This window comes from Bradyrhizobium sp. Leaf396, assembly GCF_001424605.1.
Taxonomy (GTDB): domain Bacteria; phylum Pseudomonadota; class Alphaproteobacteria; order Rhizobiales; family Xanthobacteraceae; genus Bradyrhizobium; species Bradyrhizobium japonicum_C.
In genome coordinates this window covers 176,729-203,432 of the sequence record NZ_LMQJ01000008.1, presented here as the reverse complement: position 1 = coordinate 203,432, position 26,704 = coordinate 176,729, and the positions used below count along the sequence as shown (strand labels likewise).

The window sequence follows — 26,704 nt, the reverse complement described above, 5'->3', positions numbered from 1 at the left end:
ACCCCGCCGCCTCGCGCTTGTACTCTTCAGTAAACGACCGACGTGCACGTTCCATTCAACACCTCCAGGCTCAACGAGCCTACTACAGGTGTCCACTCATTCGGAGGAAGTTCACATCTCACGCGATGAGCAACGATGGATGCATAGGGCCCCTGGGCTGCTCCAAGCTACGATGACACCAGCTCACTGCTGAAAGAAGCACCGCCATGTGCGAGACGGAGCAGACGCATGACCCTGCCCCGCAGATGCCGCCAGCCAAAGAGGCTCGAGCAGGCTTGCTCTTGTTGAGGCCCTTCTTCCGTCATGCGGATGAGCCACTGCCTTCCGTGCTGAATGCCTGAGAACTACCTCAGTAAGGTTGACTGGTTAGGTTAAGGGCTAAATCGAGTTGCTCGATCGCACGCCCCCGCTATGTCTCTTCCTATGAACAAGCAGAGATACAAGCCTCCGGAGCGTGATCTCCCGTCCACCAGGCTCGGCCGCATGCGTGACGAAGTGCTCAAGCTAAGGCGGGAGCTCGAAGCGGAGCAGGCACGAGCGGATGCCATTCAAGCTCGGCGTCTCGGTGGCACTACACTAACCAAGCAGGCCACCACAAAGGTCTCAACGCGATAAGCGAGACGAGATATTCCCGAGCTTTGACAGCCGGCAATGGCTGGCCTGAGCGCGATTTTTCGAAGTCGATCGCGGGAACTACAGCACCGGCTCTGGAATGACATGGGATCATCCAGCCTCGGCGGTTACACCCATGCTTTCAGCTCAGCTGCGTGCAGGACAAAAGCGTGCGAACCTGCATCAAGGCCCACGCTCAGAGGGATGGGGCCATCACCAGCGAGAGTCCTTCCTTCACAACCAGAAGCGCCGCGCCTGAGCGGACGCCCAGCAGACTTTTACCCGTTGTCGGCCCATGACCGGCCCGCATTCGCAGCAGAGGTCGGCTTCTTCGTTCCCTTCCCGGTGGGACCGAGCGAGTAGACATTGTACTCGCCCTGCTCCGAAACCGTGTACTGGTACGGCCGCCCCCACGGATCCAGAAGTGTCTTGGCGTTCTTCAAATAGGGACCGTTCCAGCGAGGCGCTTCCGGCGTCGCTTCGACCAAGGCTCTGAGGCCGGCGCTGGGACTGGGATAGGACCCATTCTCGACGTAGTACATCTCGAGAGCCGTGTTGATGTTCTCGATTTGCAGCTGCGCGGATTGTGTCTTCGCCTTTCCAAAATAGCCCATCACCTGCGGAGTCGCCATGGCGGTTAGCGCTGCGAGGATGCCCATGACGACGAGCAACTCGAGCAACGTATAGCCCGCTACCGCCGACCGGCGCTTGTCGTAACGCGGTTTCTTGAAGCACCGAGACGCTGAAGATTTACTCGTGTCGACGGTCATGACGACGCCCCCAAACAAGTACCCTTGCATTTCGGGGTATCCTCATCGCGCCACGTGTTCACCAGGTTAATTCGATGAATAACTTCGAGCCAGCCTGAATACGGCCGTAGTAGACCGGTGAGAATGCCAGATCTCGTGATAGGCTTGCGTTAAGCATTCCAGCAAGTTGACGGCGCTCGCTGCCTGGAGGCTTGGCTCCTCGCGCTTCACACTGCACAACGCATCGATCAACGTGAGGATCAGTCCCGCTGACGTCCGCCCAATCAGTTGCAGCGGTTTAGACTTCGCACTCGCGGGCCGTCGAACCAGACCAGTCGGCAACGCGCCACGTCAGGCCGGCCAAGAGCATCACGCGCCCACTTTCCATAGACGGCGTACTCGCCGTAACCGAAGGGGTAATCATATCCATCGTCGAGTCTGTTGTACGCGTAAGGCGCGACGGGATAGTAGAGATCTGGCGTCACCACGGTCACAATGGGAGGCGCGAGTCGAGCATGAAATCCGTATGCACTGCGCCAATGGTGCTTCCGATAGGGACCCGCCCCTTCGCGAGCCTCGGCCATGGAAGGTAAGAGCGCCGCTAATACGGCGGCAGCGGTGACCGTAATCCCCTTGGCTTTCATCTATGTACTCGCTTCCTCACGTCTCCCTGCTGGCACGACAGGGGTCATTCTATACCGCCCGTAGGCCGGACGAACACTGCTCGCCCGAGACGTGGTTAAGCCTTCAACCCTGGTCTTGGAGAGAGGCGAACCAAGTTGATGGCGTTACCGAAATAATTGGACGCCTGACACTTGTAACTGCATAAGGCGACGATGAAGAGATCGACCGTCACAACCGTGCTTGCGATTGCCGCCTGGGGTGTCATTTCCCTCATCGGTTATGCCACGCTGACGAAGGTTCAATTCATCTACACAGTTTATGGAAAGATCAAACCGTTCCTTTTTGGGGTCGACATGGCGACATGGGCGCATCTGGAACACGCGATCGCCTTCCTGACGTTGGGCTGCCTCTTCGCCGCGACATATCCTCGTCGCACAGCTTTAGTCTGCCTGATCGTGGTCGGCAGTGCGCTAACGTTCGAGGTGCTTCAGACGCTGACACCCGACCGGCACGGCACCCTGTTCGACGCATTCGAGAAAGTCGTTGCGGGCTGCGCAGGGATTGCCGCGGTCAAGGTCGTCCAGTTTATTCGAGCCAGGAAACGCGCTTGAGACCCGCAAGTGCCGCGACTATTGCGAACCTATCCCGACAGCAAGCCCATCGGATCGAACACCCAAGCGAGCCAAAGCCCGACGGCGAGATGGGGACCGAACGGGATGGCATGCCGACCATCGACTTCGTAGCGCTGCGACGCCAGCAGGAATGCGCTGGCGAGCGCCGAGACAACGGCGACCAGAAGCACGACCGGCAGCGAGCGAAGGCCGATCCACAACGTCGCAGCGGCAAGAAACTTTACGTCACCGAACCCAAGCCCATCGTAGCCGCGGACCCACCGAAACATCGAGCGAAAGCTCGCGATCGCAATCGCCACGATAGCGGCGTCCGCGAGGCGAGACATGATTGCGTCCGGGTCCTGGAGCGATACCGCGGCCACCCCTCCCATCGCCAATGCGCCGACCAGGCTATCAGGGATAATGCCGAACCTGGCGTCGATCGCACAGATCGCCGACAGGAGGGCGAAAAGACTAAGGCTGAGTAGCAGGTGCAAGATCCACATGGAGCTTGGCTGCGCGTTCACCAGGATCCAGCACAACCCAACGACCAGAAGCCAGGCCAGTAGAAACTGATCGCGATAAGGAGCGCGGCCGCAAAGGGCGCACGCAAGGTAGCGGCTGATCCGCACCAGCATTTTGCGGAGCCGTTTGCTCATTTCGCCAAGACGGAAAGATGCAGGGTCTGTCTTTCGCCATCCGCCTCGAGCACGATCTCGTTAGGTTTGATCTCGGAGAGACGCCAGCCAGACCACTGCTCATTCAATGCGACCCAGGCTCCTACCGGGTTGTCCGACGAGGTCATAAACGCTTTGGCTCGCTCCCCGTTCATGAAGACCCCTCGAAGCGCGACGCTGGAGTCGAGCATCATTCTGTTCGGTGGCGGGGACGCGCCGAATATTGCGGGCGCTGCCGCGATTGCCGGCGCCTGACGGCTCCTCGAAAAGAGCGGATGCTGCAGGATGTTATCGTGCGTCCCGGCGCCCTGGTTCTCCCGCTCCAGGGAAGTCCGGGCACCGGCGCCGCCAGCGGCGGATTGGCTGGCGATCGCGAACTCCAGAGACGCGATCGCCACGATAGGCGCGGCCAACGCGAGCAACAACAACCCGGCAAGGCCTAGCAAAAATCCCCGTTTGATCGGCGCGATAGACCTCAATTCCCGTTGGCCGGGGACATAAGCACGCAAGAGGTCACGGAAGGGCCCGGGCGCAAGCGCGCTCCGCGACGTCACGATGGCTTGCATCAGTTGCCGCCGACCGAGTTGGGCCGCCTTTTTGATCATCGGCTCGTCGCCTTCCCCTCGCCGCCGGGCCGAATCTCGCTCAACAGCGGGCCGCCCGGGGAGGGCTTTGGCGTGCGTAACGCACCCTCGACCGTCAAGCTCACCCGCATACGACTATCGTCACCGTCGGCAAGTGTTCGCAGCGACAAGTCGGTGATGAACAGAAAAGGCGTCTGGGTTTCGATTGCGGCAACCAGTTCCCGCACCGCCGCGGCCGTCCCCTCCACCTCCAGCCCGACCGGAACGGCGCGCCATTGCGCGGCTTGACGTCCCGGCAGCCCGCGCACGGCCTGCACCGCCAATCCCTTGGCGCCCGCCAACGCTTGGAGGTTGGCTTGGAGGTCGGCACTGGCGATCCGTTCCTCGGCACCCGCAAGGTACGGATCGGCTTCCGGTGTCGAAGCCTTGGCGAGCCTGAACGTGTCATGCGCGACACGCCGGACCTGAGCGAGTTGCGCTGCGCTATCCAGTATCTCGTCATTGCGCAGACCGAAATGCGAGACAATTGGCTCGAAGATTGCAAAACAGACAGCCAGCACGATCGCTCCGTTGAGCCCGTAGAAAATCAGCCGCCGCCGGAGCAACTCGCCAGTCATGAACCGGACCTTTCCGCTGATTTGGCAACGCGTCCGGCGCCGAAATTCCGCAACTTCAAGCTGATGCGAAATCGGTCCCTTTGCTCGGTCGCGTCGGGGATAATCGCGCCCAGCAAAGTAGCCCCGGTGAAAAGGCGTGAGTCCTCCAGAACCCGCACGAGCCGGGCCGCATCGGAAGACAACCCCGACAGAGCCACAGCCCCGCCCGAAATCCGGAGTTCAGTCAGGAAAGTGTGGTCCGGAATGACGCGAGACAGTTCATCCCACGTTGCGAGGCTGCCCGGCAGGGCTTTGAGAGCCAGTAGAGGAACGGGTGATCCGGCTGCGTGCTGCCCTTGCTGGACGCCGCGCCGAGCTTCTTGGAGTTCGTCCTCGAGCGCCGCCGCTCGGCTTGACTGCCACCACTCGAATCCCAGCAAGCCGGCCGTCGTGGCGACCAGCAGAGCGGCTGCGAGGACGCGCATCGTTTGGATCACCCACGGCGGGTCGTCGTGCCGAATCTCGCGAAGCGGAACGACCGCGACGGGGACATCCGTTGCCGACTTGATCCCGATGGAGTCGACCTCGCCCACTTGCAAGCCCAATAGAACGATCTTGGCCTCAGCCCGATCCTTCGGAATAATCCAGTGGCGGAAAGTCGCCAGCCCACTACTCGGCTGGCCGTCCGGCGTGACGCCATGCCATATCTCGGCCGGCTGGAATGGTGTGCGGTGAACGATCTCCTGCTCGAGTATTCGTTTCAACGCGCCGATTTCGGATCGCGGAAGCCTGAACTCGCGTTGAAAGAAAAGAGCGGGCTCCAGCGCAACGCAAATCTGTACGGCATCACGATCGCAGCGAAGTTCCGCGAGCCATTCGTCGATCTGCGCTCCGTCGGGGGAGCCGTCGTGAAATCGCCGTTCCTGCACGCCCGACGGCGTCACCAAACGACAGACGACGGTACCTTCGTCGCTCCAGACGAAGAGCTGCGTTTCGACTCGAGCCTGCAGGACGTGACGCCAGGCCTGAGGTGCGCAGTCGCGCAGCTCGTTCAGCCACCAGCGCACGAATTGTCGCCCCCTGTCCGCAAGCCCATGCGAGCCCTGCAATCGCGCCACCGAGACTTCAGTCATCGGCCCTGTTTCCCTGCAAATACGAACATCGATCCGATCAGTATATTTACCAATTGTTTACGAGGCGTAACGCTCGGCCACGGGTTAGGAGCCTCCCGAAGGCCCTTCGTTTCGAAGCGCCACGACCATGGCAGGGCCATTGCGCGCCGCATCCTTGAAGTTGAGGCTTATCTCGACCAGGGCAGGCAGCCCACCGAGCTTGATCCAGTCATTGCGCCAAGCCGCTTCACTTTTCGTAGCGGCGTTTCCAAAGTAGCGGAAGCGGATATCGCTCAAGCCCCTCACGATGGTCGTCGAGGACACCGGCAATTTGTGATCACCATTCTCTCTCGGCGATCCGAAGACCTCGACAATCAATTCATCGTTTCGGCGCCGAATACGGACGTCCTGCAGGCCCCCGCGCAACGCGCGGCCCTCGCTCAGGATGACCAGCCGCAACTCCTCGCGCTGGCCGTCGAACGAAATGTTGCCAGCCTGCGGCAGATTGATCGCAGAGGCGATCAGGCCTCGGAGGTTCTCTCCAGCAGCAGTCGTCGCCATTTCGAGCCCATTGCGGCTGTCCGCCTCGAATGCTCGGACAGCTGCAGATAATCCACCGACGGTAAAGCTTGTCAGGATCATCAAGATTGCCAGTGAGACCAGCAGCTCGATCAAAGTAAGCCCGCGCTCTGAAGCACGACGAGCCAGACTGCGAAACTTTCGGATCCGTCCATGCCGGGTCATTGCGCCGTCCCCGGTGCCAGCTTGAGGACAGCCACCTTTGTCTCCAATCCGGCTTCGTCTTGCACGACGATCTCCACCCAGGACGGCACGAGCATTGCGCCGAGCGGAGCCGCACGGTCCTGCACAGCGGCTTTCCCAAGCTGCACGGGCGTCACGTTCTCTCTCCAGCGGTAACGCCCGATCCGTCCCTCGCGGCGACCGATCTTCAGCGGGCCACTGCGGCCGATCGCTTCGAACCTGGATTCCGCAATCTGATCGATGACGTGCTTGCTACGCACTTTGGCGTCGGACCGCAATGCCGCCGTGACACCAACTGCCAGACTGCTGAGGCCGACGGCAAGGACAACGAAAGCGATAAGAACTTCCACCAGGGTGAAGCCGCGCTGAGCCGCGCGAAGGCGGCGTCGAATGGGCAATCTGCATGCCGAAACCCAGGCCGACATCACTCGATCCTCGCGGTGCCGGTAAACCAGTTGACGACGATGCGCTCCGAGCGTCCGTGATAGGTGAGGACAATCTCGCCACCGCTCGAACGACCGTCCGGATAGAAGCGAACGCCGCCGACGGCGCCATGACGTTCGCTAGTCGCGACAGTCAACGAGACCTCCATGCCAGTCGGTAATTGGCGCATGGCGCGGGCAACGCCAATGCGTCGATTCCGGGTATCGACGCTGACGATGATTTCGTCGTTGCCGGCACGAGCCCGGCTGCGAACCAGTTGAAGGTTTGCCGCGATCGCACGAGCTTCCGCGCTGACGCGCGCTGCTGCCGTCCTTGGCCTGGCCACCAGGACGGCGGCCGAGACCAGCGCCATGATCGAAAGCACAACGAGTGTTTCGATCAGAGAGAAGCCCGCTGACTTTTTTGCGTCCGACAGCCTCATTGATAGGCCAGATTGTTGATCGACAGGACGGCGCTCATCACCTGGAGGATCAAGGCGCCGACAAGGCCGCCGATGCCAACGGTGAGAAGCGGGGTGAGGAGGCCGACGAGTTGCTCAATCCTGCTCTGTACCTCGCCTTCCAGGCTGGAAGCGATACGGACGAGCATCTTCGCGAGCTGGCCTGTTTCCTCGCCGACCGCGATGAGCCTTATCATCGCCGGCGGCAGCAATTCCATGCCCTCGAGCACCTGGCTTAGCGCCCTGCCCTCGGGAACCCGGGTGATAACCTCGCTGTACCGAGCACTCAGGTATCGGTTGGTGACCAGCGATCGCGCAGTCTGCAGCGCGGTCATGAGCGGCACCCCGGCTTCGAGAAGGGTGCCGGCAGAGCGCGCAAACTGACCCGCCTCGCGTCGCTGAACGATCGGCCCCATGACCGGGAGACGGCATATGAGGCGATCCAGCTTTCTCATCGTCAACTCGTGGCCGGCTATTCTGCGATAGGCGAGCCAGCAAACGATCGTTCCAAACGAGAACCAGAAAAGATACCTGGGCCAATGATCGGGCAGATCGGCAAGCGCGGCCAGAACGCCAGGCAGAGGAAGGCCTGCATCGGAAAAAATCGGTGTGAGATTCGGGATGAGCACGAACACGATCACGACGATTGATACCGCCGACATCGCCAACAGAATGGCCGGATAGACGAGAGCTCCGCGTATCTTGTTTCTGATATCGACGCGGCGCGCCAGCATCTCTCCCAGCAAGGTGAGCGCCTGCGCCGTCTGACCTCCAGCCTCGCCCCCAGCGAGAATCGCGATGTAGTCGGGAGGAAAGGCATCGGGCCTCCGGCTCATGGCCTCGGACAGTTGCTGACCAGCCAAGATGTCCTTCAGGAGGCCGGTCGCAAGGGCAAGCCGCCTGGGCGACGCGCCCGCGCCGGCCAGCACCCGAAATGATGCATCGAGAGAAACGCCGGAGTTGACCAGCGCCGCAAGCTCTGTCGTAAACGCGGATAATTCCTTCAGTCCTAGGTGCTGTGAGCTTTGCCAGCGCAAGCCGGGCGCGTTCCGCCCGATCGGTCGCGATGCTGAAGCGCTATCCGAAGAGAGCACCGTCTCGATCGGCGTAAGGCCTGAGCCATAGAGCGCCTCGACCGCCGCATCAAGTTCTTCGGCGACGATCGTGCCTGAGGTCACGACGCCTTCCCTGGTATAAGCGCGATAGTGGAATATGGACACGCCGCACCCTCTAACTCGATCGCGACACCCTGAGCACCTCCTCGATCGTGGTCTCTCCCTTGGAGACCTTGATGAGGCCGGCCTCATAGAGCGTGCGAAAGCCCGCATCTCGGGCGAGCGAGATCATGGTCCGCTGGTCATCGCTACGTCTGCCAACCGCTTCCCGCATGTCATCATCGATGACAAGCAGCTCAGCAACGCTGGTTCGCCCAAGATAGCCGGTGCCATGACAAGAGTCGCAGCCAACCGCTTCCCGTGCGCCCGACCAGTCGATTACAAGGTCATCCGGAACCGGCCATCTCATGCGCGAGGGAGCTTCGGCGCGATAGGCCGCCCCGCGCGCGCAATGCGAACATAGCCGGCGCACGAGACGTTGTGCCATGATACCGGTGAGCGTCGAGGCGAGCAGGTAACGTTCGATGCCGATGTCGATTAGTCGCGTGATCGCGGCAACGGCACTATTGGTGTGAAGTGTCGAGAACACGAGATGTCCCGTGAGCGACGCCTGAACGGCGATCCGCGCCGTTTCCAGATCGCGAATCTCTCCGATCATGATGATGTCTGGATCCTGTCGCAGGATCGAGCGAAGCGCGGCAGGAAAGTCCAAGCCGATCTGTGGCTGGACCTGGATCTGGTTGACGCCGCCGAGTTGATACTCGATCGGATCCTCGACAGTGAAGAGCTTTAGCTCCGGCCGATTGAGCTCCTTCAGGGCGGTATAAAGAGTGGTCGTCTTTCCACTCCCGGTAGGGCCCGTGACCAGGATAATGCCGCTCGGCAACTCCATCAGACCGTGCAGCCCAGCCTGGATCGCTGGATCGAGACCGAGCTTGGAAAATTCGAGCTCGACACGGGTGCGATCGAGAATTCGCAGGACGAGACTTTCGCCGAAGGCTGTCGGTAACGTAGACACACGCACATCGATCTCGGTCCCGCGCACCGCAGTTTTGATACGGCCGTCTTGCGGCAGACGGCGCTCGGCTATGTCGAGCTTCGCCATAATCTTGATGCGCGTGGTTAGTGCGGCCCTGAACGTCGAGGGCACCACGCGCTCCTGCTGAAGAAATCCGTCGAGCCTGAAACGGACCATAACCGCGTCCCGTCCGGGCTCTATGTGAATATCGGACGCGCCGCGCTCGACTGCACTGGCGATGATCTGGTTCACCAGACGGATGATCGGAGCTTCATTTGCGATGTCCCGCAGCCGCTCGACATCGATTTCGTTCCCATCGCCTGACCCGACAGTGATCAGCCCCTGATCTCCGCCGACCAATTCGGCGCCATCGTCCTGGTAAAGCTTACGAAATGCCCGCTCGATGTCGGCTGGGGCGATGACCGCAAGATCGACCCTCCAGCCCAGCATATAGCTGATGGCCTTGTGAGCCTCCTCGTCGAAAGGGTCGACCGTGGCGAGCAGCAGGACCCCGTCGGACACCGATATCGGCAAAGTGCGACTGCCCTTGAGGAACGTCAGCTTCAACCGGTCCGCGAGGAGCGGCTGCAGCGGGAGGTCGGACGATCGCACGATCTTGAGCCCGCAATAGGCGGCATACGCGCCGCAAAGATCCGCCTCCGACAGCAGTCCGAGCTTCACCATCACGGCGTCCAGGCGCTCGAAGGTTGCTTCCGAGGCACGCTTGGCTCTGGTAACGGCAGCTGCGTCCACGAGGCCTTCGCGCAACAAAAGCGCCGAGAACGCGTCGACAAATCCGGCTTGCCTCGGCGACAGGACCTTCGCCCCGCCCGTCGTCGGCGGTTCCTCGCGCATCAACGTCTCTGCATCGGCCGACATAGGTCTTGCGGGGTCCTGACATCAAAGTATCAGGCGTCAGGCTAGAGCCATTCGGTTAATTAAGGCTTTTCATACTTTATTTGCCATTTTCATTTACCAGCTCGAAACGGATGCGGCGAAAGAGGCAACCCCGTGCAAGCACGATCCAGGTCGATTGCGCCTGCCCGACGCGGAACGCGACATGGCCGTGATGTTCCGCGTGGGCTTCCGCCGGGCTCACGCGGGCGCCATGGCTTCGCATTGATCACCGTGATCTGGAGCCTCGGGCTGTTGACGCTACTCTGCGCAACCGTGATCGTCGGCGCTCGCTATCGGGCAAGGACTGCGCTCACGGACGGCTCGGTGCTCGCGGCGGCAGCTGCCGCGGAAAGCGCGGTGAACCTCGCTCTTGCGAGCATTCTCTCGCCGACGCGGGAGGCGAGCTTTCCGAAGCAGTGCCGAATGCCGGGAGGTGAGCAGGCAGAGATCGTCGTCGAAGAAGAGATCGGCAAGATCGACATCAACGCCGCCAGCCTCTCGACGCTGGAGCGTTTCTTCTCGGCGCTCGCGCAAGACAAGGCCCTCGGGAGCAAGATCGCGTTGAATGCCGTCAACTTCCGAACGGCACTTCAGCGCACGGAGTCCGGCAATCAGACGGGCCCCGGCGGGACGGCTCCGCTGAATGCTTCGGACGGCGCCAAAGGCCTGGGCTTTTCCACCATCCTGGAACTGGATCAGATCGACGGCATGTCGCCGGCGTTACTCCGCGCCGCCATGCGCTTTACGACCACGCTCTCTGGCCGGAGCGAACCCATGCCGGAAGCAATGTCTCCTGCTTTGCGTCTGCTGATGGGCTTCGGCCCAAACCGGGAAGAGCGCAGGCGGCCACCACCATCCGGGCATTTCACCATCCGGACCGACATCCGCACGAACAATGGCTCGCGATATATCCGAGAAGCTCTCGTATCCTTCGGAGCCTCGTCTGGGCAACCTTACACCATCCGCGAATGGCGGCGCGGCGATATCGCACGAGAGACTGCCGCCTCCTTCTCTTCCCCTTCGCCGGTACAAGCTTGCTTCAAGATGTGATGGCAGCGAGATGGCGTAATCATCCCTTCGATCGAAGAACGGCCTGAGGCCTCGAATTTCTCGCCGACTCTTCCAGCCTCGCTCTCTCTTCCACGACGGCGGGACCAGGCTCGATCACCGTGCATCCCTTCATACGCTGAAGATCCGTCAGGGCATCCAGGCGTCGACGCTCCTCGGCCAACTGTTTGGGAGCATCGAGTGGAAAACGGTCGGAATCATAGCCTGCCAGGGATCCAGCTGCGAGCCAGTACTCAAGACGAGCAGCGCGCCTGACCGAGAAGCGGAAGGATCCAGCGATTGCGCTGCAAGACATCGATTCATCTACGGGCAGAAGCATATAAGGTTGAGGCGGCTCGATCACATAAGGCTGCTCAGTCACGCACCCCGCCAAGAGAAGAGGCAGCGCACAGATTTTCGCCAACCCGCCTATCGTGAATGGAGTTCGTGTCACGGCGTCACCAGACGCTGGGCGGTGTTGAGAGGCGCCCGTTGGCGCGCCGAAGTGTGCGGCATATAAACGTTCATCTTGCGTCGGTACTCCTCGGTGATCAGCCGACTTTCCGTGCCGTCGCGGACCACTTTCGGGGTAATCAGGATGACCAACTCGGTCTTTTGAACCGCGTCCTTCCTGTTTGCGAACACTGCGCCGATACCAGGGATATCTCCCAGGATCGGCAACTGATTGCTGCTCTTGTTCGCGCTGTCCTGGATCATGCCGCCGAGCGCCAGGACCTCCCCATCGCTCACAACAACCGTTGTCTTGACCCGACGTTGCTGAATTGTGGGAGAGTTGATGTTCGAAGTCGTCGTCTTCACGACGCTGCTGACTTCCTGCTCGATATCGAGCTGCACTCGTCCGCTTTCGTTGATGCGTGGCGTCACCGAGAGAATGACGCCCGTATCCTGCATCGAGATCGAATTTACAATCGCGGGCTGCGTGGTTATCGTGCTGGTCGCCGTTTGCGTCGTGATCGGAACCTGATCGCCGATTTGCAAACGCGCCGTCTTGTTGTCCAGCACCATAAGCGATGGTGTCGAAATGATATTGACGCGCGTGAGGGCATTCAGAGCACTGAGGGTTGCCGCTATGTTTGCAGTGTTGACGGCATAGTTGAACCCCGGGAACGAAGCGGCTACGCCTCCGGTGAGGGCATTGGAGAATGTCGCCGTAGGCGTGCCGTTCTTGGCAAACTGCCACTGGAGGCCGAACTGGAGATCGTCATTCAGCGACACCTCGGCGATCACCGCCTCGATCAGAACCTGGCTGGCGACCACATCAAGCCCCTGCACCACACGCAGCACGCGCTGGTAGTCGCGATCGTTTGCCATGATTAGCAACGAGTTCTTGGTGTCGTCAGCAACGATCTTCATCATGGGCTCTGCACCGGAATTTGGTACGACATTGCCGCTATCGGCCGTGTCCATTGCCGAAGCATCGGGATCATTATTCGTGGAACGTGAAGCACCGAACGGATCCGCGGCCTTCGCGACTCCCGCCTGCATGGCTGGATCCGAAAATCCGCCGCCAGTTGCTTGCGCCTTGGTCGATTCGCTGCCAAAGGAAACCTGCTTGGATTTCGGCGACACATTTCGGGTCGAACGCACGACCTTCATCTCTTGCGCAAACATCGACTGCAGGATGCCGGCGAGCTCGGCCGCAGTTCGGTTCTGAACCTGATAGATGTGCAGCTGCGGCTCTGTGCCGGCGGCACGAGCGTCGAGGCGCCTGATCCATGATTGCGCGCGCGGCAGATAGCTCGGGTTGGATGTCACAACGAGAATGGCACCGAGCCTCGTGTTGGCGATGAAGCGCACTCTGCCCTTCAGAGGCCCCTCCTTGTCTGAGGCAAATACCGCCTTCAGCTCATCGACCATCTTCTCGGGCTGTGCCGCTCGGACAGGCACGACAGCGAAAGACATGCCCTTCATGACGTCGACGTCAAAGATCGAAACCGAATCGAGCATACTGTCGATTTCGGCCTGAGAGCCCTTCAGCGCGATGATATTGCGTGCGTCGTCGGCTTGCACGATGGCCCCCTTGGGCACCATCGGCTCGAGCACGCGTGCGACTTCAGTGGCGGCCACATATTTGAGCTGCACGATGCGGACGCCATTCCCCGTCACCGCACTGTTCGTGGCGTCACGGACGGTGCTGACCGCTCCGGTCGCCGCCTGATCCGCCGGAGCGATCCGGTAAATGCCGCGGTTTTGGACCAGCACCGCACCGATCGGCGCAATCGCGGTCTGGAATAGCTCAAGGGCATCCGCCTTGGAGACCGGGGTGCTTGTCTGGACTGAAACCACCCCATCCACCCTGGGGTCGACCACGTAATTGACCCCAATCAGATCGCCCAACACGGTCTTGGCGGCCTGCTGGAGGGGAACATTGGCTAGATTGAGAACCACGTTGCCATTAGCAGCAGCAGAGCTCGGCTTCGTCACTGCCGAGCCGATCATCCGGCCGTCGCCTCCCTCAACGCTGGCAACCGCCCTGGATGAGGGCGACGGGAGCGCGATAGCCCCGGTAGGCATGAAATCCTGCGCGTTGGCTTCGAGAGATACCGGCTGGACGGATAGTCTAGGCTGAGCGTTCAGGGTCGGACCGATTGTCCCCGGGGCGCCACAGCCGGCAACAAGGCTTGCGAGCAGGCAAACCACAGAACCCGTAACTGGGCCATGAGATATCGGCAAAAGGGGCTCCGGACAGCAAAAAACGCGCGCGGGAAATGAGCGTAAAGAATGGGTAAATCATCATGGTTAACCCATCGTAAAGGCAGTTCCGGGGGATCTCTCGGCAAAGCGCAAGAGTCGGCAGACGGCGAACCACCGGCCAAGGACCAGTCCACAGCAGACAGTCGGGAGCATCCGTCGATTTTGAGCCCAGCCGGAAGCTACCTGGGTCGGCAGCCCTGACGGCAAACTTGCGCCTGGCTGTCGCAGGACGCGGCGCAAGGAGCGCCGAGGGTCGTGGGGCAAACCCGCTTGCACGCCGCATTCTGATTGTCGCAATTTGCAATGCAAGCTTGGGTGCTGGCATCGGCAACCCGAAGCTTTGCGCGACTGAAATCTTCCGTCGATGCCTGCGCGAATTGAGACAATGAGAGTCCGATGATTAGGGCCACAACAACTCTCACAGCAGCCTCCTCGAATGCAGCATCAACAATGTCCGCCATGGCCGGCGATAGAGGAGCCGATCTAGCCCCTCGAAATCAGGAAGTCATCTATCGAACGCCCGGTTCGAAGCGCCGCGGTGAGCCACTTCGGCTGCTTCCCGCGGCCGGACCAGGTCTCGTAGGGAGCGTTTATATTGCGATATTTCGGGTGAACCTGAGGATAGGGCCGTCGCTTACGCTCGGCGGGAACGGTGGGCGCGTTGGCGGCCTCGTTCTCACGGCGAAGCTGCGCCAGTCGTCTCTCCAGCGCCCGCTTCTCGGCGTTCAACCGCACCGATAATAGCTGATTGAGCTCCTCATGTAGTTGCCAGAGCTCATCCAGCGACAAGATTTCCAAGTTTAGCTTTTTCATCCGCTCTTCACAGTGTTGCAGCTTGGGCTGCATCATGATTCGATTTATTCTATAATGTTCCAATTCCCTAAATTCTTCCAAGTACGTTTTTTTGTCGCACGCGCGCCTACTGGCACCGCGCACCGCCTCGGTCAAGTATTTAATAATAAAAAGCTTTTCCTCGAGAGGCCATCGCGCGCGATTGCAACCTATTGGCGGCAAATGGCCGCCAAATCGCGCGCTAATAGGCATTCCGTTTTCGAGCGACCTCGAAAATCGTCTTAATCAAAATCTGGACGTCAAGCCAGAGGCTCCAATTGTTGACGTACCAAAGATCCAATTTCACACGTTCGGCGATATGTTCCACCGTTGGTGTAGCGCCGCGCGAACCGTTGCACTGCGCCCATCCGGTGAGACCCGGCTTTACATGATGACGGAAGGCGTAGTCTTCAAGGATTTTTTCGAAATAGCTGTCATGAGCAAGGGCGTGGGGCCGTGGCCCGATCAACGACATCTCGCCGCGCAGAACATTGAGCAGTTGAGGCAATTCGTCAATGCTCGTGGCGCGAAGGAATCGCCCAATCGAAGTGACGCGCGGATCCTCCCGCGTCGCTTGAACCACGACTGGTCCGTCTTCCTGCACTCTCATGGTGCGGAATTTCAGCATCACGAATTCTTTGCCGTTGAAGCCTTTCCGGCGCTGGCGGAAAATAACGGGACCGCTGCTATCCAGCTTGATTGCCACAGCCGTGAGAACAAAGATCGGGAGCAGTGCAAATAAGGCCGGTCCAGCCACCAAGATGTCCATGGCACGCTTGACCACCCGCTCAATCGCGCTCAGCGGAGCGCGCTGAATTTCGATAGCAAGCACCCGTTGCCGCGCCGACGACACGAAATTGGACAGGGATCGGACATGCCGATCGGGCAGCAGCCGCGACGAAACGGGTAAGTTCTTGACCTTGTCGCGGGCGAACTCTATGCGTGCATCGTCGTTCCACGGCAGCACGAGGAGCACCTCCCGGCAGTTATTCCGCCGAACGAATGCCCCCAGCTGGTCGAACACGGCCTCGTCGGCAGCCCATCGGTGCTCGGAATCAATCTCACTGCTCAGCCGAAATTCCTTGACGTCCGTTGCCCCAAATAGCGCGAGGCGATCCCGCGGAGCGAGAGCGACGAGTTCGTTGCGATCCCCGACAAGGACCGCATCTCTGCGTCTAATTCCGCCTCGGTCGACAGCGGATGCCAAATGGGTCTTAGTGGCCTTGCGGACAGCAAGGAGACCGATTGGGGTCACGAGGTAAAAAGCGAAAAACGCGCCGCGCGAATAATCACCGCCGATCTTAAGAAGAAATGCAAAGAATGCCAGCAGGACCCCGGTGCTAAACCAACAGACAAGAATCCCGGTGATCTCGACCCCTGGCTTAGCGCTGTCCGGCAGGTCGTAATAACCCATCCCGCTCATGCGCAGGATGTGTATAAAGGCAGCCATTAGGCCTACCGCGCAACACGGCAACAAGTTCGGTACGGGACTGCCCGCGACCAGATGATAGACCAGTCCGCCACCTATGCTAGCCAAAATGATGACGAGAGCATCGGAAGTAGAGAGCACATAGGGAATGAGGTCGGACGACCAAAATGTTCCCCGTTCGCCTTGCGTCTGGCCGACTTGACGCGCTTTCTCGCGGATATCCGACCCAATCGACATCAAATTTCACCAAATTTCTGACGGCAATTTAATCGTGCGATCAATCACACATGGCCTCTGCAAACCAGAGTAACCTTTCGTTAGTCATTTTAAACCTATGCCGGTCCAATGTGCGGCGCAACAGGATTTGTAAGTCCCTGGTCGCGGCTCGTGGGACACGGTTAAATGGCTTCCAACGCCGCACCGCGGCCGTCCGCGATCAGGCTTCCAAACACTATGATTTCGGCAACGTCATTCTGACCCGGCAGACCTTGATCAGCCCCGTACTGGCTAGCGCGTGGCCGGCCGGCTCGGGACGCAGCTGCCAGACCGTCAGAGCAGGGACAATGCCCTTACTCTGTCAGATAACTCAGTGCTCCGGGTGAGAGGCTCGCCTGTCTGCCCTGGTTCTCAACAGCCAACGTGCAACCCATCAACCTCGATTGGCTTCAGTCAACCCTCGGCGGCTTTGACCGTCCGATCGGGATGGGTAATCCCAAGCTCGATTGCCATTGGCAATTGCCCCTTCCATTGCGAGCGGATTATAGTCCGCCGGAACCCGTTTGCGCTCGAGTCGGGAGATAATTCAGGTGGTCTATCGGGAAGCCCCGAAATCGTTCCTCGTCAGCTTTCTCTTCACTGCGAGGCGATTACTCGGGATCGCGACATTTGCTCTTGTGCTTGCCCTGCTTGCCCCGAAGCTTTTTCTCTTTTTCGATAACCCGAAGGGCGCCAGCTTCTCTTCTGCGCTGCTGGAGACGCGTGATGTTATTCTCCACAAGTCGGCACCGCTCCTTCATCGCTACATACCCACGAATATAGCCGGGGCTGATCGTTCTGATTGGATTCTGATTGCCCTCGCAGTACTCACCACTTTCCTGGTTGGATCGCTAGCCCAGAGCTGCCAGCAATCTCTCAACCGTCGCGTGCTCAGAGCCTCCGCGCAGGAGTGGCGCAAGAACGAGGGAGTCAAACCCGGCTCGGCCCTCGACAAGGAGCTGGAAAGTACACTGAGGGTGGCTGAGAGCGGCAACGCGGTGAATCGACAGGACCTCCTGCGTGTGTTCGCTGAAACCAAGAAAAAGCTCGATTCGTTCGGACGAGAAGTTGCATTTCTGGCGGTTGACGTCGTTGGATCGGCTCAGATGAAGAACGGCGAGGATCCAGCCTCAGTGCAGTATGACTTTGCCGAGTACCGAAAACTTGTAGAGCGCATCTTTCGGGCGCGCGGCGTCTTGAAGACGGCCTGGACACCCGACGGTGTCATGGCCTGCTTCGCTCATGTCGAAGATGCCTGCCAGGCTGGCAAAGATGTGATCAAGAGCCTCAAGACGTTCAACCGCGACGTTAAGATTTCAAAGGCCGACTTCTCGGTGCGCTGCGGCGTCAATGCTGGCCTCGTCTATTTTGACGATGCGACCCCCCTGGAGACCATTTCCGATCGGGTTATCGATGTTGCTGGCCATATGCAAAAGCACGCCGAGCCCAACACCGTCCTCATTGCGAGAAAAGTCATCGAACCGCTGCGCCAGCTCGAAGAATTCACGCATACGAGCCAGATTATAGACGGCTATGAGGCCAGTGTATGGCGCGATCCCGAAACCTCTTCGCGCTGAGCTCGGCGCTCTATGGCAAGCGCGCCATTCCCTCCGCCGCATCCTTAGGCGGGCTCGGCTTCGCTCGAGCGAAAACCGGTCTCTCGCGACCAACATTTACCCTGTATTGTCAATGCTTTGGATTTTGTACAGGATAGCGGGAACATCATTTGTCTGGCAGCAGGGCTCCGTCTAGGCTGCATTGCTGATTACCGACAAGTTAGTTTGGCCTTTGCGCGGCACGCCGACCGCACTGGCGCGTCGATTTAGGGCTTCGGACATGCATCACCCTCATCGCGACGAGTTCTCGCGTTCTATTCCTATTCGAGCTTTTCTCATCGTCATCGGGACCCGTCCGGAAGTCATCAAGCTCGCTCCGCTCGTCCGGCGCCTCCGTGGTACCGGCTGGGCGAGCGTCAAGATCGTGACGAGTGGTCAACAGAGCGATCTTCTTGATCAGACACTGGTCGAACTCGGCCTTGCAGCGGACATCGCCATCCGGCATCGCGGGGCGCCTCATGGCCCCGCGCAGACCGCAAGCCGTCTTCTCGGCAGGCTGGACCGCATTCTCGAAAATGAACGGCCGGATTGCGTCATCGCGCAGGGCGACACGACCACGGCATACGCGGCCTCGGTTGCCGCATTTTACCGGAAGATCCCATTCGTTCACATCGAAGCCGGCCTGCGAACGCCAGAACTCGATGCACCCTTCCCCGAAGAATTTCATCGTCGGGCCATCGCCGTTTCAACCGCTCTCCATTTTGCCCCGACGACAGCCGCGGCTCAAAACCTGATCCGCGAAAACGTGCCGAAGGACAAAGTCTTTGTGTCTGGCAATACGGTCATTGACTCGTTGCTGGAAATTGCCGCCACAAAGCTCCCCCCTCCGCCGGAATTTCAGGCGCGGCGCACTATTCTGTTGACTGCACACCGCAGGGAGAATTTCGGCGCGAGGTTGCGTGACGCTCTCACCGCGGTGAGAGCTTTTGTCGATCTCACGCCGGACGTTGGCGTCTACTTCCCCGTCCACCCCAATCCGAACGCTCGCGAGGCGGCCGAGGTCCTCACCGGGCATCCGAGAATTCATCTCGTGGAGCCCCTGAACTATCGCGCCATGGTCGCAGCGATTCAGAATGCCTGGTGCGTGGTGACGGACAGCGGGGGATTGCAGGAAGAGGCTCCGGCGCTGGCCAAACCGGTCCTTGTCCTCCGGGATGTAACCGAGCGCCCGGAGGCAGTCGCGTCCGGCGTTGTGAAGCTTGTGGGAACCTCCCGTGAGGCCGTCTTCAAGTCGCTTTACGAGCTTCACAAAACGCCGGCAGAATACGCGAGGATGGCGCGCCCTGTTTTTCCTTACGGCGACGGGCACGCCAGCCGCCGAATCGTGGATGTCCTCTACCGCCATTTTGTGACCGACCGAGACTCGAACCCAGCAATGATCGCTCCACTTCAGCATGCATCCTGACCAATGGCCAATCTGACCGCCTACCTTCCCGGCTATCTTTACTCGGTTGAGATTATGATGCTTGTTGCAGGCGTCATCATTGCCGTATCCAGCTTCGACGATCTCGTGGTCGATATCCTGTACTGGACCGGCAGATTGTTCGGCACGGCAAGAACCAGAGACCTGCCGGACGTCGAAATTCTGGAGCAGCTGCCGGAGCGGCCAATTGCGATCATGATTCCGTGCTGGAAGGAGCACGACGTGATCTTCTCGATGTTGTCTTCAAACTCTCGGCTCCTTCGCTATCGGCAGGCCCACTATTTCGTCGGCGTCTATCTCAACGATCCCCAGACCCAGGACGAAATACGAAAAGCGCAAGGCTTGTATCCGAACATACATATGGTCTTGGTGCCTCGTGACGGACCGACCAGTAAGGCTGACTGCCTGAACCAGATCGTCTCGGACATTTTCACGTTCGAAGCGGAGCAATCGATTCGCTTTGCGGGCGTCGTCATGCACGATTCCGAGGATCTTATTCATCCGCTCGAACTGAAGCTCTTCAACCAACTCGTCGAACTCTACGACTTCGTTCAGCTGCCGGTCTATTCATTCTCGCGTCCCATTCTGTCTCTGATCGGCGGAATCTACATGGATGAGTTCGCGGAGATGCACACAAAGGATCTCGAGGTCCGCCAACGCATCTCCGGCGTCATTCCTTGCGCTGGGGTCTCCGCCTGCTTCAGCCGTGAAGCGATGCTTCATCTCGTTGACCAGAACCATGGCGAAGCGTTCCGCGTTGCATCCTTCACCGAAGACTACGACATCGCCTTTCGCGTGTCCGAGCTTGGCTTCAAGTCCGCCTTCATTGCCTATCCCGCGAAGTACGCCATCGACATTGACATCGACACAGGCAATCCGGGTGTCCTCCACCGGACTCTTCCGATCGCGACACGCGAGTTCTTTCCTTCCGGACTGGAGGCCGCCTATCGGCAGCGTGCACGATGGCTGCTTGGAATTGTCTTTCAGGGAACTGAAGAGATCGGATGGAAGGGGAAGCTCGGTACGAAGTACTTTCTCGCCCGCGACCGAAAAGGCGTCATTACCAGTCCAGCCATCATGCTCGCTTATTTTTCAATGGCAAATCTCGTTTTGTTTGAGGTGTTCCGCTCCTATCTCGATCCCACCATGACACTGTCTTACACCCTGTTGTCTTCTGATTGGACAAGAACACTGTTCTGGTGGACTTTCGGATTTCTCGTCTGGCGCCTGCTAAATCGAATGATCTTTACAGGCATGATCTACAACATGCGCCACGCATTCATGTCGGCGCCGCGGCTCATTGTCGGAAACTTCGTGAATTTTTTCGCTACTTGGCGAGCCGTTCGTATCTATGTGGGCCACCGCATTTCCGGGAAGCCACTCGTGTGGGATAAGACGTCGCACTCTTATCCCGTTCAGATTGGCGAGTTGGAGCTTCCTAGTGAGAGTGCTCAAGTGTCCGGCGCGAGTGTATCCTAGCTATATCGGACAAGAGGACCGCCGGCCGGAAGTGCGCGCGGGTAGCTCCGCTCGCGAGGTCCGAGGACAAGCCGCCAAATAGAGCGCAAGGCAATCATGCCGACGCAGAGCCCGATCGCTGCGAGCTGCAGCTCAGGGTGAAGCACTACTGCGACGAGCACGGCCCAACCTAGCGCGATTGCGCACATGTCAGCGAACTGCGGGCAACGGGGACTAGTGGTCGGAGCGACCAGCCCCTGATCAACCGCCGAGGCAATCGCCGCAAGCCCATCGACGGCATCCCGTGCGGGGGGGGCGGCGAACTCGGTCGAAAATCTATAGCTCGAAGTAGACATTAACACCCCCGTCGTCAGCCTCTGGCGGGCTACATTGGGGCTTTTGACATCTGAGCTCTTTCGTGCGGCTCAAACCAAACAATCGAGTTTTAACGACCTCAAGGATTTCGCGCCGGGGTCAAACGCTTCCGCCGGAAGGGATAACCATTGCCTAACGCCGCATGTCCATTCCGACTCGTCCGGAGAATACTAAGATCAATAAATGCCGAACCCGCTGGCGCGTTCCGCGGGTATGTTCAATTTTTCACAACTTCGTTCACCAGCGTGAAGGAACTGCTCTCCAGGCACGTCACCTCTCCGAGGAAAGGGCCAATGACTTGGCCTGCGCTCTCAAGTTGCACCTATATGGACTGCAACCAACAGCCCTAGCCAGTGCACCTATCTATGCTGCCTCACCTAACTTGCGCTGACGCGAGAGTTCCATCGCTGCACCGTGCTTCGCTGTGTGGTACGAATGTCCCAACATAATGACAGCAGCGCTTTGCAGTGCGCGGCCACGACCGTGTCTCAAAGATGTCGGTAGTGCGGCGCACGAGCTGATTGTGGCAAGAAAGCAAACGCGTTGCTCAATCCGGCATCACATGCGAGGCGGTTTGCGTTGCACGAAGGCCACAAAGCTCCAAGTTTATTTCGATAAAACTCGATGAGAGTGACTTCGCGCGAGGATGATTGCTACGGTCGAGCGCAGTAAGCGACGCGTGAGGTCATAGTGGTCACCGAGACAAGAAAATCATCGATCCCGATCAGCATTCATTTCGCGGCGCTGATCTTGGTCCCTGTGATGACAACCGGCTGTGCGGGCTTCATTCCGATGGACGCCCCTAACTCTGCTGCCGTTCACGAGAATGCTGCGATCGTGACGGAACCATCCGCGCCACTTCCCTACATTTTGATGCCGATCAACCCAGCCATTCTCAATGCCTCAAACGCGATCACCAACGCGACCGGCATGTCCTTCGCTTCAATACCGGGAGGACACTATCGTGAAGCACCTGTCAGCGTTGGCGATATTCTGACTGTCACCGTGTTTGAGGCACAAGCGGGCGGCCTTTTCATTCCGGGCGAAGCCGGCGTCAGGGCTGGCAATTTTGTCGACATACCGCGGCAACAGGTCGATCAATCTGGCAGCATCAACATTCCCTATGCTGGCTCAATCAAGGTTGCAGGTCAGACCCCCCGCGCCGTGGGCAACATCATCCGCGAGCGGCTCAAGGAGCGCGCGATCGATCCGCAAGTCGTGGTCGCCGTTGCCGAGCAACGCGGCAATCAAGTCAGCGTCTTGGGAGAGGTCAACTCACCTTCTCGCTTCCCAATCGATCCGGGAGGGCTACATCTGCTTGCAGCCATCGCAAGGGCTGGCGGCCCCAAGTTCCCGGACTATGAGGTCACTGTAACTCTAAAGCGCAGGAACCGGACATACACGCAATACGTCTCGAGCGTTGTCCAGCGGCCTTCGGAAGATGTATTGCTGTCTCCGGGCGACGTCGTCTTCCTGACAAGGGTACCGCGAGTGTTTATGGCGTTTGGTTCCACCCCGACTCCAGGTTCGATCGGTGGCACCAACAACCGTCGTTTCACGTTTGAGAATGCCGAGATGTCGCTCGCGGAGGCCTTGGCCAAGGCTGGCGGTCTAGACGGTAGTCGCGCCAATTCAAGATCGGTCTTTCTTTACCGGTTTGAGCCTAAGCGGCTGTTGGAGAGCGTTGGCCTCGATGTGGCTGGATTTCCGACCGTACAGGTCCCCGCAGTCTACAAGTTCGATATGAGCAAGCCGGACGGCTGGTTCCAAGCAGATTCATTTAGAATGCGGGACCATGACGTCATCTCTGTTGCCGAGTCCCCGTCGACTGAGTTCATCAAGCTCATGAATCCGTTGGATGCAGCGACGACCAACGCGGCCAATATAAACGCCATCGTGACCTCGAGGTAACGCGTGCACAAATTGAGTACCGCGGCGGCTCTCCGAGGACGTGCGCCGCGGCTCAAACGATACAGTGGATGGAAATGCTGGTTGTCTAGGCATGTTTAACAATGGATCGCCGTCCCGAAGACGCGTTATGGAGAAATTGAAGTATCGGCTTCAGCCAATGTTATCGCGTGCAACCTAGACTGATGGGGCTGTTTCTGGAGTCCCTGAGTCATGCTGTTGATTGTGGGTAGTGTAGTCACCGGGCTCGCCCTCGGTCTGCGATATCGAGTATTTGTTCTCTTGCCGGCCATTCTAGCTGGCGCGTTCGCAATCTGCGCCATCTCCCCGGAGCCACTTTGGCAGATGTGGACTTCAGTCCTCACCTTCGCCGTCGTAGTGCAGATAAGCTACGTCGGTGGCGCGCTCGCGAGGCTCGGCACCCAGGGCGGAGTTGTCGTACAGATTCCGAGTCAGCTTCGGCAATCGTGATGATCGGGCAAGCCTCTGGGCGCTCGACCGCCGGCTCGCCTAGGCTTACTGACTATTGATGTCACCGCCGCACGGCCGAGACCGATAGTCCGGGAAGCGGCTCTGCATCGCGGCCTTTATGAACCTGAAGTGAGCAATCGCCGCCCCCAACTCCCTTAGCCGCTTCTGGCCGTTGACGATTTCCGCGTCGAACAGATCCTGATGATGGCTATCCAGCGGTTCGCGATGCAAATACTCGTCGTCCCCATTCCCAAGCGTGACGGCGGCCCGTGCGAGAACGTCATCGACTCTGCGGCCTAGCCCTGCTCGCTCGCGTTCAGCGGCTTGAAGGGCATCCTCGATGGCAGCCATGATAGCTCCCACACGGTGTTGATCTGTTTCGACATCCCGGTCGGCCGAGCGGACACGAAATTCGGACACTCCAACACGCCGAAGGAAATTCTGGCCGCGGGCTCTCAGGAACAACTGGAACATGGTCGTCATTTCTTTAGAGGTCAGCGTCCGGAGAACATCGCTCTTCTGTGGTTAACGAAGATTTAACGGGCGCAAACAGGCCCGTTGGCTATCCAGTTCTGCCAGGCGCTCTCATGCTTATCGTAGAGCGCCGACCATCTCTGTCCAACCAGACCGAAGGAAGCAATGGCAGCTTCTTCCACGAAGCATGCGCTGAGGTCGGCATGAGCCCGATCCAGGCCTTCGAATTCTCGTGTCTCCTCGATCGTCAAGCCAATCAAAACTCGCTGGCCTGCCGCATCGACAAAATACCTTCGAGGAGCCGCGTTGCTTGGAGCAATCATGCTGAATCCTATGGGTCCGCCCCAGCTTAGCCAATGGGGCCGATTTCAGGGATAGCATCCGCAACTACCGGCCGCCGTCAATCTCCGCAACTCCAATGTCGCAGCAACGTTAAAGCGCCGGACCGAAGCAAGCTGAGCGTAAAGCTGCCGGAAATTCGCCGTGCGCGTTTATGCCCTACGAGCTTCGCTCAGTAACGTTGAGGAGTTAGCTTAATATCCGTTGTTTGTTGCGATGTTCTCGGAAACTTTTATCCATCTCAGCATCGGGCTTCCCCAGGCCCGACCCCACCCAAGCAAAGCCGTCGAGCGAACACGGGTCTGTTTGGCGGCTTTGTCTTGGTACGTCGTATAATAGGATCATTGCAGAGATGGCGCGCAAGCCCTGGTCATTCAAAGAGGACCGCCGGCTCATGGAACTGGCCAAGTCTTCAACCACACTGGAGAATGCTGCAAAGCAGCTTGGGCGGTCGCCGGACGCGATCAAGCGCATGGCGCTGCGACTCGGTCTTTCGCTCAAGTCGAGAGAAGCTGGCACAAAGAAGGGCTAGCCAACATATCGAGCATGCCCGGCTGATCTCTACGTCTGCCTTCCAAGCTCGTCGCTTCGTCCTACCACAGCCCTTGTCGCTCGGATTGCATCAGATCGGCGTATGCTGCTGGCCAAGGATTCATCGCCAAGCCTATGGCCGAAGCCCATCAACGAGACGCATCAGTACAACTGAACCCGACTCTGCGGACAACGTCCATCGACGCGTGTACGAGCGCGCCGGTGTCAGGTCTTTAAGGATATTTTCGCCTTTCGCGGCGGCGAGGCGGTTGACCGACTATGTTGGCGCCATGCGCCGCAACCACCTCCTCGCCGCAGCGGGCGTCTGCTCCGCACTCATCGCCTACGCAGTTCTTGCTCGCCTTGCAGGAAGACCAGTACTGGTGGGTCACGCCGAAGCTTATTGGGTCATTGTCATAGAGCGCATTAGCGTTTATGGCCTGCTAGGTGTCCTGTTTTCCTTCCTGCTTCCCGGACGAACGGCCGTAGCTTGCAGCCTCGTGATATCTGTTGCTATCGGGCTTGAGCTTGCACAGTTACTGATCCCTGATGGCGTTCATGCGTTCACGGACGTGCTGCAGAAGACGGCCGGCGGAATCATGGGTGTCCTGGTCGCTCAGACAATCCTGTCGTTCCTGCCCAGGCCGCCGGCCTGACCCAACGGCAGACCGGAACGGGGCATTGCATTTCGCAAGTAGAGGGGCTGCAAACCACAAGCTAGCAGCCTAGCGCCAGACGGCAATTCTCCGCGTCCGAAGCCCGGTCGACATTTGTTGATGTGTCTCGCGCAGTGCCGCGATTGCAACGTCAAGTTCGGAGTCCGATTCGCGAATTGTCTCCAAGAACCGGGCGATCAACACTGCGTTCAACTTGACTCGGGTATTCCCATCACGGCTCCGGCGACGATCGAGCAGCAGGTGCTGCGCTTCGATCCTGGCCTCGTCAGCACTAAAGCCGCAAAGTGCTCCGAGTTCCTGATATGTCATCCAGATCTGAGGCATATTTCCTATCCGCCCACTGTTGTGGCCTCAAGCTAACTTTCACCTCTAAAGACCCAGTTGCCGCAGTGCAGTTGCGCTCCGTTTTCGCGACAACAGCGTCAACACGAACCTAAGATGCCGCCGTTCATGATACCGGCGTCTTTGGAGCCACAAACGCATGCCGCCCGCGCGAACGGCCGTCGAGCCTCTTGGGCAGCTTGTCGGCCTTGAGCTTCACCACCGCGCTTCGGGCGTCGATAGCGGCCGGAGCGTCTTCCTGGCTGTAGATCAGCGTCGCCTCGAAATTCACGCCGGGCGCTTGGCGGGCCGTGCCCGAACAGGTCGCCATCGCGCCGGTATACACGCCGGAGAGCTCGACCTCGACCTCGTCGAGCCCGAACACCGTCGGCGGTCCCTCGGCATGCCGCCGCGTGGTCAGAACAGCCGTGAAGCGCCGGTCATCATCGAATTGATAGGAGCCGTCATAGGTGAAGAAGCTGTCACTGCCGGAGATGCGGCCCTCGGCCAGGTTCACGATACCGGTGCCCTGCGCTTGCGCGGTCCTGAACCACGCCGCGTATTTGCCCTCTTTCAGCATGGAAACATCCACCC

25 protein-coding genes are annotated in these 26,704 nt (G+C 59.2%); 8 read left to right on the top strand and 17 right to left on the bottom strand.

Annotated features, from left to right (window positions below; translation table 11 throughout):
- Nucleotides 1-890: 890 nt before the first annotated feature.
- Nucleotides 891-1,382 (bottom strand): type II secretion system major pseudopilin GspG, encoded by a 492-nt coding sequence (gene gspG, locus ASG57_RS10645; protein ID WP_080654934.1) that lies wholly within the window; start codon nt 1,380-1,382, stop codon nt 891-893.
- Between the two features lie 815 nt (nt 1,383-2,197).
- Between gspG and ASG57_RS10640 the strand changes: the two genes are divergently transcribed.
- Nucleotides 2,198-2,596 carry a VanZ family protein gene (locus ASG57_RS10640; RefSeq protein ID WP_057196219.1) on the top strand — a complete coding sequence of 133 codons (399 nt, stop codon included), beginning with the start codon at nt 2,198-2,200 and terminating at the stop codon, nt 2,594-2,596.
- Nucleotides 2,597-2,625: 29 nt separating this feature from the next.
- Here the strand turns inward: ASG57_RS10640 and ASG57_RS10635 are convergent, their stop codons facing one another.
- The 9 genes from ASG57_RS10635 to ASG57_RS10595 form a co-directional block, all read right to left on the bottom strand.
- The gene (locus ASG57_RS10635; protein WP_162250044.1) at nt 2,626-3,234 is read right to left on the bottom strand and encodes a prepilin peptidase; all 609 of its coding nucleotides are present in this window, start codon (nt 3,232-3,234) and stop codon (nt 2,626-2,628) included.
- 17 nt (nt 3,235-3,251) lie between these two features.
- Nucleotides 3,252-3,878: a hypothetical protein gene (locus tag ASG57_RS10630; protein WP_057196217.1), complete on the bottom strand. Its 627-nt coding sequence runs from the start codon at nt 3,876-3,878 to the stop codon at nt 3,252-3,254.
- A complete protein-coding gene (gene gspM / locus ASG57_RS10625) occupies nt 3,875-4,474 on the bottom strand; it encodes a type II secretion system protein GspM (RefSeq protein WP_024341577.1) in 600 nt (199 codons plus the stop codon). The genes ASG57_RS10630 and gspM overlap by 4 nt, the downstream gene beginning before the upstream one ends.
- Nucleotides 4,471-5,586 (bottom strand): PilN domain-containing protein, encoded by a 1,116-nt coding sequence (locus ASG57_RS10620; RefSeq protein WP_057196216.1) that lies wholly within the window; start codon nt 5,584-5,586, stop codon nt 4,471-4,473. The genes gspM and ASG57_RS10620 overlap by 4 nt, the downstream gene beginning before the upstream one ends.
- A gap of 84 nt (nt 5,587-5,670) precedes the next feature.
- The gene (locus ASG57_RS10615; RefSeq protein WP_082528914.1) at nt 5,671-6,309 is read right to left on the bottom strand and encodes a prepilin-type N-terminal cleavage/methylation domain-containing protein; all 639 of its coding nucleotides are present in this window, start codon (nt 6,307-6,309) and stop codon (nt 5,671-5,673) included.
- A complete protein-coding gene (locus ASG57_RS10610) occupies nt 6,306-6,752 on the bottom strand; it encodes a type IV pilus modification PilV family protein (protein ID WP_024341580.1) in 447 nt (148 codons plus the stop codon). Before ASG57_RS10610 ends, ASG57_RS10615 begins: the two co-directional genes overlap by 4 nt.
- A complete protein-coding gene (locus ASG57_RS10605; RefSeq protein ID WP_057196214.1) occupies nt 6,752-7,192 on the bottom strand; it encodes a GspH/FimT family pseudopilin in 441 nt (146 codons plus the stop codon). The genes ASG57_RS10610 and ASG57_RS10605 overlap by 1 nt, the downstream gene beginning before the upstream one ends.
- Nucleotides 7,189-8,430 (bottom strand): type II secretion system F family protein, encoded by a 1,242-nt coding sequence (locus tag ASG57_RS10600; RefSeq protein ID WP_057196213.1) that lies wholly within the window; start codon nt 8,428-8,430, stop codon nt 7,189-7,191. Before ASG57_RS10600 ends, ASG57_RS10605 begins: the two co-directional genes overlap by 4 nt.
- 10 nt (nt 8,431-8,440) lie before the next feature.
- Nucleotides 8,441-10,198, bottom strand: a complete 1,758-nt coding sequence (locus ASG57_RS10595) for a GspE/PulE family protein (RefSeq protein ID WP_080654935.1) — start codon at nt 10,196-10,198, stop codon at nt 8,441-8,443.
- 264 nt (nt 10,199-10,462) lie between these two features.
- Between ASG57_RS10595 and ASG57_RS10590 the strand changes: the two genes are divergently transcribed.
- Complete coding sequence (locus tag ASG57_RS10590; protein ID WP_057196212.1) at nt 10,463-11,290, top strand: type II secretion system protein GspK; 828 nt, start codon at nt 10,463-10,465, stop codon at nt 11,288-11,290.
- Nucleotides 11,291-11,737: 447 nt separating this feature from the next.
- Here ASG57_RS10590 and gspD read toward each other — a convergent pair whose 3' ends face one another.
- The 3 genes from gspD to ASG57_RS10575 all read right to left on the bottom strand — a co-directional run bounded on the left by gspD (nt 11,738) and on the right by ASG57_RS10575 (nt 16,499).
- Nucleotides 11,738-13,747: a type II secretion system secretin GspD gene (gspD, locus tag ASG57_RS10585; RefSeq protein WP_057196211.1), complete on the bottom strand. Its 2,010-nt coding sequence runs from the start codon at nt 13,745-13,747 to the stop codon at nt 11,738-11,740.
- A gap of 738 nt (nt 13,748-14,485) precedes the next feature.
- Nucleotides 14,486-14,851, bottom strand: coding sequence for an H-NS histone family protein (locus ASG57_RS10580; protein WP_230646641.1), 366 nt, complete (start codon nt 14,849-14,851; stop codon nt 14,486-14,488).
- Nucleotides 14,852-15,035: 184 nt separating this feature from the next.
- Nucleotides 15,036-16,499, bottom strand: a complete 1,464-nt coding sequence (locus ASG57_RS10575) for an undecaprenyl-phosphate glucose phosphotransferase (RefSeq protein WP_082528911.1) — start codon at nt 16,497-16,499, stop codon at nt 15,036-15,038.
- Nucleotides 16,500-17,068: 569 nt separating this feature from the next.
- Between ASG57_RS10575 and ASG57_RS10570 the strand changes: the two genes are divergently transcribed.
- The 4 genes from ASG57_RS10570 to ASG57_RS10550 all read left to right on the top strand — a co-directional run bounded on the left by ASG57_RS10570 (nt 17,069) and on the right by ASG57_RS10550 (nt 23,300).
- Nucleotides 17,069-18,094 (top strand): adenylate/guanylate cyclase domain-containing protein, encoded by a 1,026-nt coding sequence (locus ASG57_RS10570; RefSeq protein WP_155248659.1) that lies wholly within the window; start codon nt 17,069-17,071, stop codon nt 18,092-18,094.
- Nucleotides 18,095-18,275: 181 nt separating this feature from the next.
- Nucleotides 18,276-19,538: a non-hydrolyzing UDP-N-acetylglucosamine 2-epimerase gene (gene wecB, locus ASG57_RS10565; protein WP_200948544.1), complete on the top strand. Its 1,263-nt coding sequence runs from the start codon at nt 18,276-18,278 to the stop codon at nt 19,536-19,538.
- A 3-nt stretch (nt 19,539-19,541) separates the two neighbouring features.
- On the top strand, nt 19,542-21,035 hold the full coding sequence (locus tag ASG57_RS10560; RefSeq protein WP_057196210.1) for a glycosyl transferase family protein: 1,494 nt from the start codon (nt 19,542-19,544) through the stop codon (nt 21,033-21,035).
- Between the two features lie 1,044 nt (nt 21,036-22,079).
- Nucleotides 22,080-23,300: a polysaccharide biosynthesis/export family protein gene (locus tag ASG57_RS10550; protein ID WP_230646640.1), complete on the top strand. Its 1,221-nt coding sequence runs from the start codon at nt 22,080-22,082 to the stop codon at nt 23,298-23,300.
- A gap of 513 nt (nt 23,301-23,813) precedes the next feature.
- Here the strand turns inward: ASG57_RS10550 and ASG57_RS10540 are convergent.
- Together ASG57_RS10540 and ASG57_RS10535 are read right to left on the bottom strand one after the other, a co-directional pair.
- Nucleotides 23,814-24,242, bottom strand: coding sequence for a hypothetical protein (locus tag ASG57_RS10540; protein WP_024341591.1), 429 nt, complete (start codon nt 24,240-24,242; stop codon nt 23,814-23,816).
- Nucleotides 24,243-24,304: 62 nt separating this feature from the next.
- Nucleotides 24,305-24,565, bottom strand: coding sequence for a hypothetical protein (locus ASG57_RS10535; RefSeq protein WP_057196207.1), 261 nt, complete (start codon nt 24,563-24,565; stop codon nt 24,305-24,307).
- A gap of 368 nt (nt 24,566-24,933) precedes the next feature.
- On the opposite strand from ASG57_RS10535, the gene ASG57_RS10530 reads away from it, so the two are divergent.
- Together ASG57_RS10530 and ASG57_RS10525 are read left to right on the top strand one after the other, a co-directional pair.
- A complete protein-coding gene (locus ASG57_RS10530) occupies nt 24,934-25,113 on the top strand; it encodes a hypothetical protein (protein ID WP_024341593.1) in 180 nt (59 codons plus the stop codon).
- 289 nt (nt 25,114-25,402) lie between these two features.
- Nucleotides 25,403-25,768 carry a VanZ family protein gene (locus ASG57_RS10525; RefSeq protein ID WP_057196229.1) on the top strand — a complete coding sequence of 122 codons (366 nt, stop codon included), beginning with the start codon at nt 25,403-25,405 and terminating at the stop codon, nt 25,766-25,768.
- Between the two features lie 69 nt (nt 25,769-25,837).
- Here the strand turns inward: ASG57_RS10525 and ASG57_RS10520 are convergent, their stop codons facing one another.
- Both ASG57_RS10520 and ASG57_RS10515 read right to left on the bottom strand, forming a co-directional pair.
- Entirely contained in the window at nt 25,838-26,113 is a 276-nt protein-coding gene (locus tag ASG57_RS10520) for a hypothetical protein (protein ID WP_024341595.1), read from the bottom strand.
- 124 nt (nt 26,114-26,237) lie between these two features.
- Nucleotides 26,238-26,690 carry a hypothetical protein gene (locus ASG57_RS10515; RefSeq protein ID WP_024341596.1) on the bottom strand — a complete coding sequence of 151 codons (453 nt, stop codon included), beginning with the start codon at nt 26,688-26,690 and terminating at the stop codon, nt 26,238-26,240.
- Between the last annotated feature and the right edge of the window lie 14 nt (nt 26,691-26,704).